The organism is Neisseria basseii (assembly GCF_962707005.1).
Taxonomy (GTDB): Bacteria; Pseudomonadota; Gammaproteobacteria; order Burkholderiales; family Neisseriaceae; genus Neisseria; species Neisseria bergeri.
Genome location: NZ_CAUIXH010000005.1, coordinates 1 through 18,125, shown reverse-complemented (window position 1 = coordinate 18,125; position 18,125 = coordinate 1). Strand labels below are relative to the sequence as shown.

Annotated in this window: 22 protein-coding genes; 21 read left to right on the top strand and 1 reads right to left on the bottom strand. The window is 54.0% G+C overall.

The window, feature by feature from the left end; translation table 11 throughout:
- Positions 1-26: 26 nt before the first annotated feature.
- Positions 27-293: a preprotein translocase subunit YajC gene (yajC, locus tag Q9I99_RS03950; protein ID WP_003710464.1), complete on the bottom strand. Its 267-nt coding sequence runs from the start codon at positions 291-293 to the stop codon at positions 27-29.
- Positions 294-423: 130 nt separating this feature from the next.
- Between yajC and Q9I99_RS03945 the strand changes: the two genes are divergently transcribed.
- The 21 genes from Q9I99_RS03945 to Q9I99_RS03845 all read left to right on the top strand — a co-directional run bounded on the left by Q9I99_RS03945 (position 424) and on the right by Q9I99_RS03845 (position 17,931).
- Positions 424-1,503: a histone deacetylase family protein gene (locus Q9I99_RS03945; RefSeq protein WP_301668380.1), complete on the top strand. Its 1,080-nt coding sequence runs from the start codon at positions 424-426 to the stop codon at positions 1,501-1,503.
- Positions 1,504-1,732: 229 nt separating this feature from the next.
- On the top strand, positions 1,733-2,797 hold the full coding sequence (locus Q9I99_RS03940) for a 2,3-butanediol dehydrogenase (RefSeq protein WP_025456896.1): 1,065 nt from the start codon (positions 1,733-1,735) through the stop codon (positions 2,795-2,797).
- A gap of 140 nt (positions 2,798-2,937) precedes the next feature.
- Positions 2,938-3,261, top strand: coding sequence for a phosphoribosyl-ATP diphosphatase (locus Q9I99_RS03935; protein WP_025457909.1), 324 nt, complete (start codon positions 2,938-2,940; stop codon positions 3,259-3,261).
- Between the two features lie 71 nt (positions 3,262-3,332).
- The gene (locus tag Q9I99_RS03930) at positions 3,333-3,656 is read left to right on the top strand and encodes a histidine triad nucleotide-binding protein (RefSeq protein WP_002246030.1); all 324 of its coding nucleotides are present in this window, start codon (positions 3,333-3,335) and stop codon (positions 3,654-3,656) included.
- A gap of 46 nt (positions 3,657-3,702) precedes the next feature.
- Positions 3,703-3,906 carry a Sec-independent protein translocase subunit TatA gene (gene tatA / locus Q9I99_RS03925; RefSeq protein ID WP_003753955.1) on the top strand — a complete coding sequence of 68 codons (204 nt, stop codon included), beginning with the start codon at positions 3,703-3,705 and terminating at the stop codon, positions 3,904-3,906.
- Positions 3,907-3,909: 3 nt separating this feature from the next.
- Positions 3,910-4,596, top strand: coding sequence for a Sec-independent protein translocase protein TatB (gene tatB / locus Q9I99_RS03920; RefSeq protein WP_301668381.1), 687 nt, complete (start codon positions 3,910-3,912; stop codon positions 4,594-4,596).
- Between the two features lie 14 nt (positions 4,597-4,610).
- A complete protein-coding gene (gene tatC, locus Q9I99_RS03915; protein ID WP_301668382.1) occupies positions 4,611-5,381 on the top strand; it encodes a twin-arginine translocase subunit TatC in 771 nt (256 codons plus the stop codon).
- Positions 5,382-5,433: 52 nt separating this feature from the next.
- Positions 5,434-6,042, top strand: a complete 609-nt coding sequence (locus tag Q9I99_RS03910) for a Maf family nucleotide pyrophosphatase (protein ID WP_123825620.1) — start codon at positions 5,434-5,436, stop codon at positions 6,040-6,042.
- Positions 6,043-6,050: 8 nt separating this feature from the next.
- Positions 6,051-6,404 (top strand): DUF2069 domain-containing protein, encoded by a 354-nt coding sequence (locus Q9I99_RS03905; RefSeq protein WP_123825618.1) that lies wholly within the window; start codon positions 6,051-6,053, stop codon positions 6,402-6,404.
- Positions 6,394-8,208 carry a PglL family O-oligosaccharyltransferase gene (locus Q9I99_RS03900; RefSeq protein WP_301668383.1) on the top strand — a complete coding sequence of 605 codons (1,815 nt, stop codon included), beginning with the start codon at positions 6,394-6,396 and terminating at the stop codon, positions 8,206-8,208. Before Q9I99_RS03905 ends, Q9I99_RS03900 begins: the two co-directional genes overlap by 11 nt.
- Positions 8,209-8,397: 189 nt before the next feature.
- Positions 8,398-9,075, top strand: coding sequence for a two-component system response regulator MisR (gene misR / locus Q9I99_RS03895; protein WP_061699231.1), 678 nt, complete (start codon positions 8,398-8,400; stop codon positions 9,073-9,075).
- A gap of 12 nt (positions 9,076-9,087) precedes the next feature.
- On the top strand, positions 9,088-10,494 hold the full coding sequence (gene misS / locus Q9I99_RS03890; protein WP_301668385.1) for a two-component system sensor histidine kinase MisS: 1,407 nt from the start codon (positions 9,088-9,090) through the stop codon (positions 10,492-10,494).
- 117 nt (positions 10,495-10,611) lie between these two features.
- Entirely contained in the window at positions 10,612-13,038 is a 2,427-nt protein-coding gene (locus Q9I99_RS03885) for a bifunctional acetate--CoA ligase family protein/GNAT family N-acetyltransferase (RefSeq protein WP_301668386.1), read from the top strand.
- Positions 13,039-13,082: 44 nt separating this feature from the next.
- A complete protein-coding gene (gene rpsP, locus Q9I99_RS03880) occupies positions 13,083-13,328 on the top strand; it encodes a 30S ribosomal protein S16 (RefSeq protein ID WP_002214315.1) in 246 nt (81 codons plus the stop codon).
- A gap of 15 nt (positions 13,329-13,343) precedes the next feature.
- Positions 13,344-13,853, top strand: a complete 510-nt coding sequence (rimM, locus tag Q9I99_RS03875) for a ribosome maturation factor RimM (protein WP_127238819.1) — start codon at positions 13,344-13,346, stop codon at positions 13,851-13,853.
- Positions 13,853-14,602: a tRNA (guanosine(37)-N1)-methyltransferase TrmD gene (trmD, locus tag Q9I99_RS03870; RefSeq protein WP_301668388.1), complete on the top strand. Its 750-nt coding sequence runs from the start codon at positions 13,853-13,855 to the stop codon at positions 14,600-14,602. The genes rimM and trmD overlap by 1 nt, the downstream gene beginning before the upstream one ends.
- 15 nt (positions 14,603-14,617) lie before the next feature.
- Positions 14,618-14,983, top strand: a complete 366-nt coding sequence (rplS, locus tag Q9I99_RS03865; protein ID WP_002217809.1) for a 50S ribosomal protein L19 — start codon at positions 14,618-14,620, stop codon at positions 14,981-14,983.
- 18 nt (positions 14,984-15,001) lie between these two features.
- A complete protein-coding gene (locus Q9I99_RS03860) occupies positions 15,002-15,307 on the top strand; it encodes a hypothetical protein (RefSeq protein ID WP_301668391.1) in 306 nt (101 codons plus the stop codon).
- Positions 15,304-16,029 (top strand): metal ABC transporter ATP-binding protein, encoded by a 726-nt coding sequence (locus Q9I99_RS03855; RefSeq protein WP_301668397.1) that lies wholly within the window; start codon positions 15,304-15,306, stop codon positions 16,027-16,029. Before Q9I99_RS03860 ends, Q9I99_RS03855 begins: the two co-directional genes overlap by 4 nt.
- 23 nt (positions 16,030-16,052) lie before the next feature.
- On the top strand, positions 16,053-16,928 hold the full coding sequence (locus Q9I99_RS03850) for a metal ABC transporter permease (RefSeq protein ID WP_002222859.1): 876 nt from the start codon (positions 16,053-16,055) through the stop codon (positions 16,926-16,928).
- 76 nt (positions 16,929-17,004) lie between these two features.
- Positions 17,005-17,931 carry a metal ABC transporter substrate-binding protein gene (locus tag Q9I99_RS03845; RefSeq protein WP_118787257.1) on the top strand — a complete coding sequence of 309 codons (927 nt, stop codon included), beginning with the start codon at positions 17,005-17,007 and terminating at the stop codon, positions 17,929-17,931.
- The last annotated feature ends 194 nt before the right edge of the window (positions 17,932-18,125 follow it).

Here is an 18,125-nt window from a genome sequence, read left to right as displayed (position 1 = left end):
TGAGGCGGCTTTTCTCGGAAAACGGATTATTCGGCTTTTGCGGCAACCGCGTTGCGCTCGACCTCCACTTCGATTTTCGCACCTTGTCCGATGTCGACAGTATAGAATTGCTCGCCGACTTTGGTCACACGCCCTTTAAAACCTGCCGCCAAAACGACTTTGTCGCCGACCTTCAAAGCGGCCAGCATCGCCTGATGCGCTTTAAATTTCTTCTGCTGGGGGCGCATAATCAAGAAATAGAACACCACCATAATCAGCACCAAAGGGGCGAATTGTGCAACAGCCTGATTCATAAATTTATCCGTTCTTTCTAATAGGGTTGAAAATTAAACGGGGTATATAATAGCATAAGACCGTAAACAATATATCGGGTTTGCCGCCGGCATCCGGCCGTATGCCGCCCGCCGACCCGACTGCGAAACTATGCCGCCTATCCGCCTGATTCTGAAATTTTATTCCCTGTTGCGCCTTTTTTCGGGCAAAAACGCCCGCACCGTATGGATTTCCCATCCCGCCTGCACCGGGCACGAACCCGGCGCGAACCATCCCGATTCCCCCGAACGCATCGGCAGCATCGAACAGGCGCTGCGCCGTTCCGGCGTTTGGCGGCGGCTCCAAACACTGGACGCGGAAGAAATCAGCGATGCGCGCCTCGCGCTTGCCCATACGAGCAAATATTTAAACCGGCTAGAGTCCTGCCTGCCCGAAGACGGCAAGATTTGCCGTTTGGACGACGACACCGTTATCAGTAAAAACTCCCTGTCCGCCGCCCGTTTTTCCGCAGGTTCGGCAGTTCAGGCGGTCGATATGGTTATGAAACGCAAAGCGTGGCACGCCTTTTGCGCCGCCCGCCCTCCGGGGCATCACGCGAAAAGCGGCAAAGCCGGCGGATTCTGCCTGCTGAACAACGTTGCCGCCGGCGCCATGCATGCCATTGCCGAATACCGCCTGAAACGCATTGCCGTCATCGATTTCGATGTCCACTACGGCGACGGTACGGCAGAAATATTCAAAGACGATCCGCGCATCCTGTTTTTCAACCTGTTTGAAACCGACCTTTTCCCCTTCCCCGAAAACAACGATATGCCCGACGGCGGCAATATGGTGCACCTGCCCTTGCCGCCGGGCACAGGGAGCGCGGCGTTCCGGGATGCCGTCCGCAGGCAGTGGCTGCCCCGGCTTGCCGCATTCAAACCCGAACTGGTGCTGCTGTCGGCAGGATTCGACGCACACCGTCTGGACGAATCGGGCAGGCTCAACCTGCACGAGGCGGATTTCGGCTGGCTGACACACAAAATCATTCAGACGGCATCTGGCTGCCCGGGCAAGGTCGTATCTGTGTTGGAAGGCGGTTATACCCTTGAATCCCTATCGGAATCTGCCGCCGAACACATCCGCGTGCTGGCAGGACTGGGAAAATCCGAAACGGCAGCCGCCTATCAGGAGGAATTGAAGCGCGTCCCGCCCGAATCCGGTACAAACACGCCGGACCGGCCGTTTTAAAACAAGGGCTATGACGGCATAGGTATTATCTAAATCCAATCCGGTTTGCAGGCGGTATCATTATTTGACCTGAAGCAAAACAAGAAACTTTTACCTGCTGGAAATAAGTTTTTTGTAGCAAAATAACAATCAGGCAGATTGAATCCGGCCGTTACCGGCCGCCATTCCCATCCCAACCGCCGCCGGACATCTCTCAGACGGCACCCTACTGACAACAAGGAGCGTTACAATGAAAGCAGCACGTTTTTACGACAAAGGCGACATCCGCATCGAAGACATCCCCGAACCGACCGTCGCCCCCGGCACCGTCGGCATCAATGTTGCCTGGTGCGGCATCTGCGGTACCGACCTGCACGAATTCATGGAAGGTCCGATTTTCATCCCGCCCTGCGGTCATCCGCACCCGATTTCCGGCGAGTCCGCTCCCGTAACGATGGGACACGAGTTCTCCGGCGTGGTCTATGCCGTCGGCGAAGGCGTAGACGACATCAAAGTCGGTCAACACGTCGTTGTCGAGCCTTACATCGTACACGACGACGTACCGACCGGTCCGGGCAGCAACTACCACCTCTCCAAAGACATGAACTTTATCGGCTTGGGCGGCTGCGGCGGCGGTCTGTCCGAAAAAATCGCCGTCAAACGTCGTTGGGTGCATCCGATTTCCGACAAAATCCCGTTGGATCAAGCCGCTTTGATCGAACCGCTGTCTGTCGGACACCACGCCTATGTACGCAGCGGCGCGAAAGAAGGCGATGTCGCATTGGTTGGCGGCGCAGGTCCGATCGGTTTGCTGTTGGCTGCCGTACTGAAAGCCAAAGGCATCAAAGTCATCATCACCGAGTTGAGTAAAGCACGCAAAGACAAAGCGCGCGAATCCGGCGTTGCCGACTACATCCTCGACCCGTCCGAAGTCGATGTTGTCGAAGAAGTGAAAAAACTGACCAATGGCGAAGGCGTGGACGTGGCATTCGAATGTACCAGCGTGAACAAAGTGTTGGATACTTTGGTCGAAGCCTGCAAACCTGCCGCCAACTTGGTTATCGTATCCATCTGGAGTCACCCCGCCACCGTCAACGTCCACAGCGTCGTGATGAAAGAGCTGGACGTGCGCGGCACCATCGCCTACTGCAACGACCACGCCGAAACCATCAAACTGGTTGAAGAAGGCAAAATCAACCTCGAACCCTTTATCACCCAGCGCATCAAGCTGGACGAACTGGTTTCCGAAGGCTTCGAGCGTCTGATCCACAACAACGAATCCGCCGTTAAAATTATTGTGAATCCAAACCTGTAAGCAAATTATATTTGCAACAGCACAAATGCCGTCTGAAACGCTCAGACGGCATTTTCCAACGAAACGTAACAGGCGTATTGCCCGAGAGCAGCCGTTTAGCCTATCATTCCGAACAAACAGAAACAAACAGAAGGAAAATCATGGGAGATTCCGTACTATCCGCCATCCAACAAACCATCACCCAGCGAAAATCTGCCGACCCGTCCGAATCTTACGTCGCACAGCTCCTGCATAAGGGCGAAGACAAAATCCTAAAAAAAGTGATTGAAGAAGCGGGCGAAGTGTTGATGGCATCCAAAGACAAAGACCCGTCCCACCTGGTTTACGAAGTTGCCGACTTATGGTTTCACACCATGGTTCTTCTGACACACCACGACCTGAAGGCGGAAGACGTACTGGACGAACTTGCGCGCCGTCAAGGTTTGTCGGGCTTAGCCGAAAAAGCCGCTCGCACAGAATCTTGAATTTATATTACAATCCGCACTTTCCCACATTCAATCCGTCTGACCGCTTTTCAGACGGCATCGGAGCTGTTATGGACAACTGTATTTTCTGCAAAATCGCCGCCAAAGACATTCCGGCGCAAACCGTCTATGAAGACGGGGAGATGATTTGTTTCAAAGACATCAACCCCGCCGCTCCGGTTCATCTGCTGCTGATTCCCAAAGTCCATTTCGATTCGTTGGCACACGCCGCTCCCGAACATCAGATGCTGCTGGGCAAAATGATGTTGAAAGTTCCCGAAATCGCCAAAGCGGCAGGACTGGCAGACGGCTTCAAAACCCTGATCAATACCGGCAAAGGCGGCGGACAAGAGGTCTTCCACCTGCATATACACATCATGGGCACACCCGTATAAATCGTTATTTCACAATCAACCCCTAATACTTACTTAAGGATACATCATGGGCAGTTTTTCTCTTACGCACTGGATTATCGTACTGATTATCGTCGTTTTGATATTCGGCACCAAAAAACTGCGCAACGTCGGCAAAGACCTCGGCGGCGCGGTTCATGACTTCAAACAGGGGCTGAACGAAGGCACTGATGGCAAAGATGCTGGAAAAGACGATGTAATCGAACACAAAAAAGACGAAGACAAAGCGTAATTTATGTTTGATTTCGGTTTGGGCGAGCTGATTTTGGCCGGCATTATCGCCCTGATTGTCCTCGGCCCCGAACGCCTGCCCGAAGCCGCCCGCACTGCCGGACGGCTCATCGGTAGGCTGCAACGCTTTGTCGGAAGCGTCAAACAAGAATTTGACACTCAAATCGAACTGGAAGAACTGCGTAAGGCCAAGCAGGAATTCGAAGCTGCCGCCGCTCAGGTTCGAGACAGCCTCAAAGAAACCGGTACGGATATGGAGGGTAATCTGCACGACATTTCCGACGGGCTGAAACCATGGGACAAACTACCCGAACAGCGGACACCTGCCGATTTCGGCGTTGATGAAGGCGGCAATCCCCTTCCCGATACGGCAAACACCGTATCAGACGGCATTTCCGACGTTATGCCGTCTGAACGTTCCGATACTTCCGCCGAACCCCTTGGGGACGACGGGCAAACCGGCAGTACAGCCGAGCCTTCGGAAACCGATAAAGACCGCGCATGGCGGGAATACCTGACTGCTTCTGCCGCCGCACCCGTCGTACAGACCGTCGAAGTCAGCTATATCGATACTGCTGTTGAAACGCCTGTTCCGCACACCACTTCCCTGCGCAAACAGGCAATAAGCCGCAAACGCGGTTTGCGTCCGAAACACCGCGCCAAACCTAAATTGCGCGTCCGTAAATCATAAAGAGGGCAAATCCGGTGTCCGAAACACAAAACGAACAAACCGTCCAACCGCTTGTCGAGCATCTCATCGAGCTGCGCCGCCGCCTGATGTGGACGGTTGTCGGCATCTTAGTCTGCTTTTTCGGCCTAATGCCGTTTGCCCAACAACTCTATACTTTTATCGCCGACCCGCTGATGGCAAACCTGCCAAAAAACACCAGCATGATTGCCACCGACGTCATCGCACCATTTTTCGTGCCGGTCAAAGTTACCCTGATGGCGGCGTTTTTGGTTTCGCTGCCGCATACGCTCTACCAAATCTGGGCATTTGTCGCCCCCGCACTCTATCAAAACGAAAAACGCCTGATTACCCCGCTTGTCCTCTCAAGCGTCAGCCTGTTTTTCATCGGCATGGCATTTGCCTATTTTCTGGTTTTTCCCGTCATTTTCAAATTCCTTGCCGGCGTTACCCCTGTCGGCGTCAATATGGCGACAGACATCGACAAATACCTGTCCTTTATCTTAGGCATGTTCGTTGCGTTCGGCACAACCTTTGAAGTTCCCATCGTCGTTATCCTATTAACCAAAATCGGCGTGGTAACAACCGGACAGCTCAAACATGCCCGCCCCTATGTTATTGTCGGTGCTTTTGTCATTGCCGCAGTCATCACACCGCCCGACGTTATTTCACAAACCCTGCTTGCCATTCCACTGATTCTCTTATACGAAGCAGGTATTTGGTTCGGACGCTTTTTCACGCCACGCTCAGAACAGGATGGCGACATACGGCCGCCTGCAAAAACCTGACACTATGCCGTCTGAAGCCACGCCTCATACCGCCACAGATTAAGGAATACCTTTGAATACCCTCTATTTAGGTTCAAACAGCCCACGCAGAATGGAAATCCTGACGCAGTTGGGCTATCGGGTCGTCAAGCTGCCTGCCGACATCGACGAAACGGTCAGACAGAACGAAGACCCTGCCCGTTACGTTCAAAGGATGGCAGAAGAAAAAAACCGAACCGCCCTGACCCTCTTTTGCGAAACCAACGGCACAATGCCCGATTTCCCCCTGATTACCGCCGACACCTGCGTCGTTTCAGACGGCATCATATTGGGCAAACCCCGCTCCCAAGCTGAAGCGGCAACCTTTCTAAACCTGCTGTCGGGAACCGGGCATATCGTCCTGACTGCCGTCTGCATTCATTATCGCGGCAATGCGGAAAACCGCATCCAAACCAACCGCGTTGTTTTTAAGCCCCTTACAGCCGAAGAAATCGTCGCCTATGTGCAAAGCGGCGAACCGATGGACAAAGCCGGCGCCTACGCCGTACAAGGTATAGGCAGCATCTTTATCCAATCTATCGAAGGCAGCTTCAGCGGCATTATGGGACTGCCCGTTTATGAAACCGTTTCGATGTTGCAGGATTTGGGATACCGCTCCCCCTTGTCCGCCCTTAAACCGTAAAGTCCGCCGTGAACAAACAAACCGCTTACTTCCTTGCCTCTTTCAGCCTGATCGCACTGATAATCCTGTCCCTTTCCTGGGAACTGTGGATTGCACCGTTGCGCCCGGGCGGTTCGTGGCTTGCGCTCAAAACCCTGCCCCTCTGCCTGCCGCTTTCAGGCATCCTGAAGAAAAAAATCTACACCTACCAATACAGCTCCATGTTGATTCTGATTTATTTTGCCGAAGCCGTCATGCGCCTGTTCGACGCCTATCCGGCAGAACAAATTTGCGCCGCGCTTTCCGCAGTATTCAGCATCATCTTCTTCATATCATGCCTGTCGTTCGTCAAACAATACAAGGAAACAAACAATGCCCGCTGAAACGACCGTATCCGGCGCGCGCCCCGCCGCCAAACTGCCGATTTACATCCTGCCCTGCTTCCTTTGGATAGGCATCGTCCCCTTTACCTTCGCGCTCAGGCTGCAACCGTCGCCCGACTTTTACCACGATGCCGTAGCCGCAGCCGGCCTGATTGTCCTGTTGTTCCTCACGGCAGGAAAAAAGCTGTTTGATGTCAAAATCCCACCCATCAGCTTCCTTCTGTTTGCAATGGCGGCGTTTTGGTATCTTCAGGCACGCCTGATGAACCTGATTTACCCCGGTATGAACGACATCGTCTCTTGGATTTTCATCTTGCTCGCCGTCAGCGCGTGGGCCTGCCGGAGCTTGGTCGCACACTACGGACAAGAACGCATCGTTACCCTGTTTGCCTGGTCACTGCTTATCGGCTCCCTGCTTCAATCCTGTATCGTCGTCATCCAGTTTGCCGGCTGGGAAGACACCCCCCTGCTTCAAAACATCATCGTTTACAGCGGGCAAGGCGTAATCGGACACATCGGGCAGCGCAACAACCTCGGACACTACCTCATGTGGGGCATACTCGCCGCCGCCTACCTCAACGGACAACGAAAAATCCCGCCCGCCTTGGGCGCAATCTGCCTGATTATGCAGACCGCCGTTTTAGGTTTGGTCAATTCGCGCACCATCTTGACCTACATAGCCGCCATCGCCCTCATCCTTCCCTTCTGGTATTTCCGTTCGGACAAATCCAACAGGCGGACGATGCTCAACATAGCCGCAGCCGTATTCCTTACCGCGCTGTTCCAATTTTCCATGAACACCATTCTGGAAACCTTTACCGGCATCCGCTACGAAACTGCCGTCGAACGCGTTGCCAACGGCGGTTTCACAGACTTGCCGCGCCAAATCGAATGGAATAAAGCCCTTGCCGCCTTCCAGTCCGCCCCGATATTCGGGCACGGCTGGAACAGTTTTGCCCAACAAACCTTCCTCATCAATGCCGAACAGCACAACATACACGACAACCTCCTCAGCAACTTGTTCACCCATTCCCACAACATCGTCCTCCAACTCCTTGCAGAGATGGGAATCAGCGGCACGCTTCTGGTTGCCGCAACCCTGCTGACGGGCATTGCCAGGCTGCTGAAACACCCCCTGACCCCCGCATCGCTTTTCCTGATCTGCACGCTTGCCGTCAGTATGTGCCACAGTATGCTCGAATATCCTTTATGGTATGTCTATTTCCTCATCCCCTTCGGACTGATGCTCTTCCTGTCCCCCGCAGAGGCTTCAGACGGCATCGCCTTCAAAAAAGCCGCCAATCTCGGCATACTGACCGCCTCCGCCGCCATATTCGCAGGATTGCTGCACTTGGACTGGACATACACCCGGATGGTTAACGCCTTTTCCCCCGCCACTGACGACAGTGCCAAAACCCTCAACCGGAAAATCAACGAACTGCGCTATATTTCCGCAAACAGTCCGATGCTGTCCTTTTATGCCGACTTCTCCCTCGTAAACTTCGCCCTGCCGGAATACCCCGAAACCCAGACTTGGGCGGAAGAAGCAACCCTCAAAGCACTAAAATACCGCCCCTACTCCGCCACCTACCGGATTGCCCTCTACCTGATGCGGCAAGGCAAAGTTGCAGAAGCAAAACAATGGATGCGGGCGACACAGTCCTATTACCCCTACCTGATGCCCCGATACGCCGACGAAATCCGCAAACTGCCCGTATGGGCGCCGCTGTTGCCCGAACTGCTCAAAGACTGCAAAGCCTTCGCCGCCGCGCCCGGCCATCCGGAAGCAAAACCCTGCAAATGACCCGCGCCGGCGGATGCGGATACCGCCCGAAATGTAAAGCTCCATGCAAGACATTGCAAAAAACAGCAAACCGGTAGGGAAATACGCTATCAAAAAACATTACAGCCGTGTTAAGATAAACCGTTAAACACCTGTTTCATGCCCGTCCCAAACCTAGCGGGCGCATACCACCACGGAAAAGGAAACACCATGAGCCGCGTATTACTCGTAGATGACGATGCCCTGCTGACCGAACTGCTGACCGAATACCTGAGCGCCGAAGGTCTGAACGTCCACAGCGTTCCCGACGGCGAAGCAGGCGTACAAGAAATCCTGAGCGGGCAATACGATGTAGTCGTATTGGATTCCATGATGCCCAAAATGAACGGCTTGGATGTCTTGAAAAACGTACGCGCCCAAAGCACCGTCCCCATCATCATGCTGACCGCCAAAGGCGACGACATCGACCGAATCATCGGCTTGGAAATGGGTGCGGACGACTATGTCCCCAAACCCTGCACACCACGCGAACTCTTGGCACGCATCAATGCCATCCTCCGCCGCGCACAACACAGCGGCGAACAGAACAACGCACCCAACAGCATCTCCGTCAGCGATGTCGTCCTGTACCCCGCCAAACGCCAGGCATCCGTCAAAGACACGCCGCTCGAACTGACCAGCACCGAATTCAACCTGCTCGAAGTCCTGATGCGCCATGCCGGACAGGTAGTCAGCAAAGAAACCCTGTCCGTCGAAGCACTCGACCGCAAGCTGGCAAAATTCGACCGCAGCATCGACGTGCACATTTCCAGCATCCGGCACAAGCTGGGCGATGCCTCCCTGATTCAAACCGTACGCGGCTTGGGCTACCTGTTTGTCAAAAACTGAAGCAGCGGGCAAATGAAACTGTTCCAACGCATTTTCGCCACATTTTGCGCGGTTATCGTCTGCGCAATCTTTGTGGCGAGTTTTTCTTTTTGGCTGGTGCAGAACACCCTTGCCGAAAACCAATTCAACCAACGCCGCACCATCGAAACCACATTGATGGGCAGCATTATTTCCGCATTCAAGACACGGGGCGACAACGGCGCACGCGAAATCCTGACGGAATGGAAAGACAGCCCCGTCTCATCCGCCGTTTACGTCATACAGGGCGACGAGAAAAAAGACATCTTAAACCGCTATATCGACAATTACACCATAGAACGCGCCCGGCTGTTTGCCGCCAACAACCCCCATTCCAACCTTGTCCACATCGAATACGACCGTTTCGGCGAAGAATACCTGTTCTTCATTAAAGGCTGGGACAACCACCAGGCACAACGCCTGCCCAGCCCGCTGTTTATCCCGGGCCTGCCGCTTGCCCCGATTTGGCACGAATTCATCATCCTCTCCTTCATCATCATCGTCGGACTGCTGATGGCATATATCCTTGCCGGCAACATTGCCAAACCCATCAGAATCTTAGGCAACGGCATGGACAGGGTGGCAAACGGAGAACTTGAAACCCGCATCTCCCAACAGGTCGACGACCGTGATGACGAATTGTCCCATCTTGCCCTCCAATTCGACAAAATGGCGGAAAAACTCGAAAAACTTGTCGCCAAAGAACGCCACCTGCTCCACCACGTTTCCCATGAAATGCGTTCTCCCCTTGCACGCATGCAGGCAATTGTCGGATTAATTCAGGCACAACCCCAAAAACAGGAACAATACCTAAAACGACTCGAAGGCGAACTGACCCGCATGGATACGCTGGTCGGCGAACTCTTAACCTTGTCCCGGCTCGAAACCTCCAATATGGCTTTGGAAAAAGAAAACCTGAAACTCCTACCCTTCCTAAGCAACCTTGTAGAAGACAACCAAAGCATCGCCCAAAAGAACGGACAGACGGTCGCCCTGTCCGTCGACGGAAAAATCCCCGAAAACACAACCATCCTTGCCAACGAAAGCTACCTGTACCGCGCCTTCGACAACGTCATCCGCAACGCCGTCAACTACAGCCCCGAAGGCAGCACCATCCTGATCAACATCGGACAAGACCACAAACACTGGATAATCGACGTTACCGACAATGGTCCCGGCGTGGACGAAATGCAGCTCCCGCACATCTTCACCGCTTTCTACCGTGCAGACTCCAGTGCCAACAAACCCGGAACAGGGCTTGGACTTGCCCTGACACAACACATCATCGGGCAGCACTGCGGCAAAATCATCGCCGAAAACATCAAACCGAACGGTCTGCGGATGCGCTTCATCCTACCCAAGAAAAAAACCGGTTCCAAAACAGAAAAAAGTGCGAACTGACCATAATGCCGTCTGAACCCGCTTCAGACGGCATTGCACAAACAGTTACCCCAAAACAAACACACAGTGAGTGCATCTCCAACAATCACGCACATACCGTCCGCAAAGGAATATGTCATGCCGACACAAACCGATCCCGGCTACTTCTTCATGCCCAACCACATCATCCTGATAGGCGCAAGCGAACGTCCGTACAGCCTGGGCGAACGCGTACTCAGTAACCTGCTGAGTACGCCCTTTCAAGGAAAAATCACCCCCGTAAACCCGCGCCACCACACCATAGCCGGACTGCCCGCCTACACCAGCCTCAACAAAATCCCCGGCAGTGCAGACCTGATTATTGCCGTTACCCCGCCCGACAGTTACGACACCCTCTTCAAAACCTGCCGTAAAAAGCAGCTCCGACACATCATCCTCATACAGGACTGGGACAGCCTGTCTGCCGCAGAACTGCACACCGCCGAAACTGCCATCCGCAAACACCACGGCAACGGACTCAACATCACCGCCTGCACCACCGCAGGCATCCAACTGCCCTCACTCGGACTCAACATCAGTACCCAAGACGGATACGCCGCAGGCCATACCGCCATACTGACCGGCAATGCCGCCGTCAGCCGCCAAATCGACAACATCCTGAACAAACTCCGTCAAGGCACATCCCGCCACATCAGCCTGCATCCCGGCATCAGCCCCATCGCATCCGCCGATTGGCTCAACCGCTTCGGACACAGCCTGCACACCAAAACCGCCGTCCTACACCACAACCCTGAAGAGGATCAGCGCAAACTGTTCAGCGCAATCCGCCAATTTACCCGCCATACGCCGCTGATTCTCCACATTACCTGCCGCACGACAGAAACCGACCGTGCCGTACTGCACTGCCTCGCCCGACACTGCAACTTCCTCATCAGTTTCAACGCCGACGACCTCGAAGCCGCACTGCGCGCCCAACTGTCCGACATTCCACCTCTGTCCCGACTCGACATCCTGTCCGACACGCCTGCCGAATGGTTGCACGCGCACGCGCCAAAAAACCTCACCCTCCACTTTCCCAACCTTCCCCACCACATCCGCAACGGACACCTGACCGGCACACCCACACCCTCAATCTGCCACGACATCGCCTCACGTCAGCTTGCCCGCCCCGACACCCAAGCCGTCCTGACCATCCTCAGCCCCTACGGACACGAGGATTACAAAAAAACAGCACGCGCCCTTATCCGCCTGTCCGAACAGACCGCCAAACCCCTGCTCGTCAGCAGCCCCTTTTCAGACGGCATAACCCATTTCGACACACCCACACAGGCAATCCGCACCCTTTCCTACCGCAACACCGCCGCAGCCCTGAAACAGGCACAGCTCGACATTGCACCGCCGCAGCCATGCCGTCTGAAAACACCGCAACCCCAAAACATCAAAAAAGCCCTTGCAGCGGCAAACCCCTCCCTGCTCGCCGAAGCCCTGCACCTCCCCCCCTACCGGCACACCACCCATAACGCCGTCCAATTCCAAGTCGGCAGCCACCCCCTCTATGGCGACATCCTGACCGCACGCCGCAACGGACAAACCACTGCCGTACTCCCGCCGTTTACCACACTCGACAGCCGCCACCTTGCCCGCTTTGCCGAACTCGACGACACACAAACCCTCGACTGCTTCCTGCACACACTGACCGTCATTCCCGAATATCACCAACACATTCTCGGCATCACCCTCAACCTCAACGGCGGACAATACAGCAGCGATTTCATCTTAAAGACACCCGAAACACACGACACGCCCAAACGCAAGAACACAGGCAAAGCCGCCCAAACCCTCGAACATGCCGCCGCAAAAATGCAGAGTGCCGCCGCATACCTGAAACACAAAAACCCAACAGCCGCCGAATTTCTCCGCCACACAAGCGAAGCCGCCGCAGAACTGCTCGGCAGCAAAACCGAAACCGGAGCAGCCGTACCCAACGTACTTGCCCCCTATCCCGCAGCACACCCCAAAACACTGTCCCTAAAAAACAACACAACCGTTACCATTACCCCCCTTTTACCCGAAGACGCAGAAGCCAAACAGCAGTTCGTCCGCAGCCTCAGCCCCGAAGCACGGTACACACGCTTCATGACCCACACCAACGAACTGCCTGCAGCAACGTTGGCACGCCTGTGCAACCCCGACTACCACTGTGAAGCCGCATGGACGGCAAGGGATGCCGACAGCAACATCATCGCCGTCGTCCGCCACAGCCGCCTGAACCGCAACGAATGCGAATTTGGCATCACACTGGCGGAACATATGCGCGGCAGCGGACTGGCGCAGAAAATGATGGAACTCATCATCCAAACCGCCGCACAGCAAGGCTACCTGAGCATGAGTGCCGACATCCTCAAAACCAATACCCCCATGATCAAACTTGCTGAAAAATCAGGATTTACCCTCAAGGAATCGGACACCGAAAAAAACCTGTACCGCGCATATCTGAACCTTGCGGCGGACAAAACAACAGAAAAAACAAATAAAAACTTGCACACCGACCACAAAATAACCTAGAATTGGCAGTTTCCATATATCCGATTTTCTCAAAAGGACTCAAAATGGTAGTTATCCGTTTGGCACGCGGCGGCTCGAAACACCGCCCCTTCTACAACGTCATCGTTACTGACTCACGCAGCCGCCGCGACGGCCGCTTCATCGAACGCGTAGGCTTCTACAACCCCGTAGCCAATGAAAAACAAGAGCGCGTACGCCTCAACGCAGACCGCCTGAACCACTGGATTGCACAAGGCGCGCAAGTCAGCGACTCCGTTGCAAAACTGATTAAAGAACAAAAAGCCGCCTAATCCGCATTTGCCGCCATGACAGACACTCAAAACCGGGTAGCCATGGGCTACATCAAAGGCGTATTCGGCATAAAGGGCTGGTTGAAAATTGCCGCCAACACCGAATATTCCGATAGCCTTTTGGACTACCCCGAGTGGCATTTGGTCAAGGACGGCAAAACCGTCAGCGTTACCCTTGAAGCCGGAAAAGTCGTCAACGGCGAACTCCAAGTCAAATTCGAAGGCATAGACAACCGCGATTCAGCATTCTCATTGCGCGGTTACACCATCGAAATACCCCGTGAAGCATTCGCACCGACGGAAGAAGACGAATACTACTGGGCAGACTTGGTCGGCATGACCGTCGTCAACAAAGACCACACCGTTTTAGGCAAGGTAAGCAACCTGATGGAAACCGGCGCAAACGACGTATTGATGATTGACGGAGAACACGGGCAGATTCTGATTCCGTTCGTTTCCCAATATATCGAAACCGTCGATACCGGCAGCAAGACCATTACTACCGACTGGGGTTTGGACTACTGATGCTTATCCAGGCAGTTACCATTTTCCCCGAAATGTTCGACAGCATTACCCGCTACGGCGTAACGGGACGCGCGAACAGACAGGGAATCTGGCAGTTTGAAGCAGTCAATCCCCGAAAGTTTGCCGACAACAGATTGGGCTACATCGACGACCGCCCGTTCGGCGGCGGTCCGGGAATGATTATGATGGCTCCGCCACTTCATGCGGCGATAGAACACGCCAAAGCACAATCTTCCCAAACCGCAAAAGTCATCTACCTCAGCCCCCAAGGAAAACCGCTGACACACCAAAAAGCGGCAGAATTGGCAGAACTTCCGCATCTGATTCTGCTGTGCGGACGCTATGAGGGAATAGACGAAAGACTGCTGCAAACCAGCGTCGATGAAGAAATCAGCATCGGAGACTTCGTTGTTTCCGGCGGAGAGCTTCCCGCCATGATGCTGATGGATGCGGTATTGAGGCTCGTACCCGGCGTATTGGGTGATATGCAGTCTGCCGAGCAAGACTCGTTCTCAAACGGTATTTTGGATTATCCCCAATACACCAAACCCTTAGAATTTCAAGGCATGGCTGTTCCGGAAGTATTGCGTTCCGGCAATCATGGCTTGATAGCGGAATGGCGGTTGGAACAATCGCTGCGTCGCACCTTGGAGCGCAGACCCGATCTTTTGGAAAAGCGCGTTTTAATCCCAAAGGAATCCCGCCTCTTAGAAACCATCCGGCAAGAGCAACGGGAAATCCAATCATAATTTAGGAAAAAAACAATGAACCTGATTCAACAGCTCGAGCAAGAAGAAATTGCCCGCCTGAACAAAGAAATCCCCGAATTCGCACCAGGCGACACCGTAGTCGTATCCGTACGCGTCGTGGAAGGTACCCGTAGCCGTCTGCAAGCCTACGAAGGCGTTGTCATTGCACGCCGCAACCGTGGTCTGAACAGCAACTTCATCGTCCGCAAAATCTCCAGCGGCGAAGGTGTTGAACGTACTTTCCAACTGTACTCTCCTACCGTTGAGAAAATCGAAGTCAAACGCCGTGGCGACGTACGCCGTGCCAAACTTTACTACCTGCGCGGCCTGACCGGTAAAGCTGCACGCATCAAAGAAAAACTGCCTGCACGCAAAGGTTGATTCAAACCGTTTTCCCCAATGCCGTCTGAACCTTCAGACGGCATTTCTTATTGCCGCAACATCCGCAACGGAACAGCACCAAGAAGCACACCCCTTCCGGCACATCCCGAATCCCCGTCCGAACCGAACAAAATTTACAGACCAAACGTTATACAGTATCATATCAGCCATATAACGATAAACGCTTTACCGCCTTCCCTTTCAAAACCGCAAATCATCATGACACTTTCCCTTTTACTATCAGGATTGACTTTCCGCCTCATCCTTGCCCTGATTGCCGTATCCCTTTTATGGGGCGTTTACTTTTGGGCAGTATCCGCATGAGCATCATTGTCGAAAACCTGACCGTCAGCTACCGCCGCCGACCTGCCGTGCACCATGTGGACATTACTTTTGAAGAACATAGTATGTGGGCGGTTTTCGGTCCCAACGGCGCAGGGAAATCCACCTTTCTCAAATCCTTAATGGGATTGCAGCCTATCGATACGGGCAGCATCCGGCTGGACGGATTGACCCGTCAGAACATTGCCTACCTTCCCCAGCAGTCCGACATCGACCGCTCCCAACCTATGACTGTTTTCGACTTGGCGGCAATGGGGCTGTGGTATGAAATCGGTTTTTTCAAAGGGATAAATACCGCTCAAAAACAACGCGTTCACGAAGCCTTGGAGCGTGTAGGAATGCGGCAGTTTGCACGCCGCCAAATCGCCCACCTTTCCAACGGACAATTTCAGCGTGTCCTTTTTGCCCGAATGCTGGTTCAAAACGCCAAATTCCTACTTCTGGACGAACCTTTCAATGCCGTTGATGCACGGACAACCTACGAGCTTCTCGACGTATTGCAAAAATGTCATTGCAACGGACACGCTATCATTGCCGTTTTGCACGATTACGAACAAGTCCGTGCCTACTTTCCTAACACTATGCTGCTTGCACGTGAAAAAATTGCGGCAGGTGCAACCGAGACCATTCTGACAGAACCCTACCTCGCTCAAGCCAACGCCAAAATGCAGCAACAGGAAAGCCCCGAGTGGTGCGCGTCATAAATGCCGTCTGAAACCGAAAAACCATGAACCTCTACGACCTGCTCCTTGCCCCCTTTGCAGAATTCGACTTTATGCGCTACGCCCTCGCATCCGTCTTCTGCCTGTCCCTCAGTGCCGCACCCGTCGGCGTATTCCTCGTCATGCGCCGTATGAGCCTGATAGGCGACGCATTGAGCCACGCCGTCCTGCCCGGTGCCGCCGTCGGCTACATGTTTGCCGGCTTGAGCCTGCCCGCCATGGGTTTGGGCGGCGTAGCCGCAGGCATGCTGATGGCACTGCTTGCCGGACTCGTCAGCCGCTTCACCACCCTGAAAGAAGATGCCAACTTTGCCGCCTTCTACCTGAGCAGCCTCGCCATCGGCGTAGTCCTCGTCAGCAAAAACGGGAGCAGCGTCGATTTGCTCCACCTCCTTTTCGGCTCCGTACTTGCCGTCGACATTCCTGCCCTGCAACTCATCGCCGCCGTCTCCAGCCTCACGCTCATTACCCTTGCCGTCATCTACCGCCCGCTCGTACTCGAAAGCATCGACCCCCTGTTTCTCAAATCCGTCGGCGGCAAAGGCGGGCTTTGGCACGTCCTCTTTCTCGTCCTGGTCGTCATGAACCTCGTATCCGGCTTTCAAGCCCTCGGCACACTCATGTCCGTCGGACTCATGATGCTGCCAGCCATTACCGCCCGCCTATGGGCGAAGCACATGGGCGCACTCATCCTCCTATCCGTTCTGACAGCCCTGCTGTGCGGCTTGAGCGGACTGCTCATTTCCTACCACATCGAAATTCCCTCCGGTCCCGCCATCATCCTCTGTTGCAGCGTCCTTTATCTCTTTTCCGTCATACTCGGCAAAGAAGGCGGCATTCTGACCAAATGGCTCAAAAACCACCGCCACCACACCACCTGACCTCGCAAGCCGCTTGAACAAACAGGCAGCTTGTTTTACCATAATGAATGTTACGTTATATCACAGGAGAACAGTTATGAAACACCCCAAACTCACCCTTATTGCCGCATTGCTGACCACTGCCGCAACTGCCGCACCCCTGCCGGTTGTAACCAGTTTCAGCATTTTGGGCGACGTTGCCAAGCAAATCGGCGGAGAGCGCGTATCCATACAAAGTTTGGTCGGCGCCAACCAAGACACGCACGCCTATCATATGACCAGCGGCGACATTAAAAAAATCCGCAGTGCAAAACTCGTCCTGATTAACGGTTTAGGTCTTGAAGCTGCCGATGTGCAACGTGCCGTCAAACAAAGCAAAGTATCCTATGCCGAAGCGACCAAAGGCATCCAACCCCTCAAAGCCGAAGAAGAAGGCGGACACCATCACGACCACGATCATGACCACGACCATGACCACGAAGGACACCACCACGACCACGGCGAATATGACCCGCACGTCTGGAACGACCCCGTCCTTATGTCCGCCTATGCCCAAAACGTCGCCGAAGCCCTGATAAAGGCCGACCCCGAAGGCAAAGTTTATTATCAACAACGCTTGGGCAACTACCAAATGCAGCTCAAAAAACTGCACAGCGACGCACAAGCCGCATTTAACGCCGTCCCTGCCGCCAAACGCAAAGTCCTGACCGGGCACGATGCCTTTTCCTATATGGGCAAACGTTACCATATCGAGTTCATCGCCCCGCAAGGCGTGAGCAGCGAAGCCGAGCCTTCAGCCAAACAAGTCGCCGCCATCATCCGACAAATCAAACGCGAAGGCATCAAAGCCGTATTTACCGAAAATATCAAAGACACCCGTATGGTTGACCGCATCGCCAAAGAGACCGGCGTCAACGTCAGCGGCAAACTGTATTCCGACGCACTCGGCAACGCGCCCGCAGACACCTACATCGGAATGTACCGCCACAACATCAAGGCAATGAGCGAAGCGATGAAAAAATAAACCCTAAACACACAATGCCGTCTGAAGCCCTTCAGACGGCATTCTCATACCCGTGTACAAAAGGCAGCCCCACAACGCACAAATATATAGTGGATTAACAAAACCCGGTACGGCGTTGCCCCGCCTTGTCCTGATTTTTGTTAACCCACTACACAATGACCAACATAAACCGTTGAAAAAAAAAAAAAAAACGG

What these genes read in the sequence shown, in the direction of transcription:
- yajC (WP_003710464.1), bottom strand. Translation starts at nt 293, where the DNA reads ATGAATCAGGCTGTTGCACAATTCGCCCCTTTGGTGCTGATTATGGTG.
- Q9I99_RS03945 (WP_301668380.1), top strand. Translation starts at nt 424, where the DNA reads ATGCCGCCTATCCGCCTGATTCTGAAATTTTATTCCCTGTTGCGCCTT.
- Q9I99_RS03940 (WP_025456896.1), top strand. Translation starts at nt 1,733, where the DNA reads ATGAAAGCAGCACGTTTTTACGACAAAGGCGACATCCGCATCGAAGAC.
- Q9I99_RS03935 (WP_025457909.1), top strand. Translation starts at nt 2,938, where the DNA reads ATGGGAGATTCCGTACTATCCGCCATCCAACAAACCATCACCCAGCGA.
- Q9I99_RS03930 (WP_002246030.1), top strand. Translation starts at nt 3,333, where the DNA reads ATGGACAACTGTATTTTCTGCAAAATCGCCGCCAAAGACATTCCGGCG.
- tatA (WP_003753955.1), top strand. Translation starts at nt 3,703, where the DNA reads ATGGGCAGTTTTTCTCTTACGCACTGGATTATCGTACTGATTATCGTC.
- tatB (WP_301668381.1), top strand. Translation starts at nt 3,910, where the DNA reads ATGTTTGATTTCGGTTTGGGCGAGCTGATTTTGGCCGGCATTATCGCC.
- Q9I99_RS03900 (WP_301668383.1), top strand. Translation starts at nt 6,394, where the DNA reads ATGCCCGCTGAAACGACCGTATCCGGCGCGCGCCCCGCCGCCAAACTG.
- misR (WP_061699231.1), top strand. Translation starts at nt 8,398, where the DNA reads ATGAGCCGCGTATTACTCGTAGATGACGATGCCCTGCTGACCGAACTG.
- misS (WP_301668385.1), top strand. Translation starts at nt 9,088, where the DNA reads ATGAAACTGTTCCAACGCATTTTCGCCACATTTTGCGCGGTTATCGTC.
- Q9I99_RS03885 (WP_301668386.1), top strand. Translation starts at nt 10,612, where the DNA reads ATGCCGACACAAACCGATCCCGGCTACTTCTTCATGCCCAACCACATC.
- rpsP (WP_002214315.1), top strand. Translation starts at nt 13,083, where the DNA reads ATGGTAGTTATCCGTTTGGCACGCGGCGGCTCGAAACACCGCCCCTTC.
- rimM (WP_127238819.1), top strand. Translation starts at nt 13,344, where the DNA reads ATGACAGACACTCAAAACCGGGTAGCCATGGGCTACATCAAAGGCGTA.
- trmD (WP_301668388.1), top strand. Translation starts at nt 13,853, where the DNA reads ATGCTTATCCAGGCAGTTACCATTTTCCCCGAAATGTTCGACAGCATT.
- rplS (WP_002217809.1), top strand. Translation starts at nt 14,618, where the DNA reads ATGAACCTGATTCAACAGCTCGAGCAAGAAGAAATTGCCCGCCTGAAC.
- Q9I99_RS03860 (WP_301668391.1), top strand. Translation starts at nt 15,002, where the DNA reads ATGCCGTCTGAACCTTCAGACGGCATTTCTTATTGCCGCAACATCCGC.
- Q9I99_RS03855 (WP_301668397.1), top strand. Translation starts at nt 15,304, where the DNA reads ATGAGCATCATTGTCGAAAACCTGACCGTCAGCTACCGCCGCCGACCT.
- Q9I99_RS03850 (WP_002222859.1), top strand. Translation starts at nt 16,053, where the DNA reads ATGAACCTCTACGACCTGCTCCTTGCCCCCTTTGCAGAATTCGACTTT.
- Q9I99_RS03845 (WP_118787257.1), top strand. Translation starts at nt 17,005, where the DNA reads ATGAAACACCCCAAACTCACCCTTATTGCCGCATTGCTGACCACTGCC.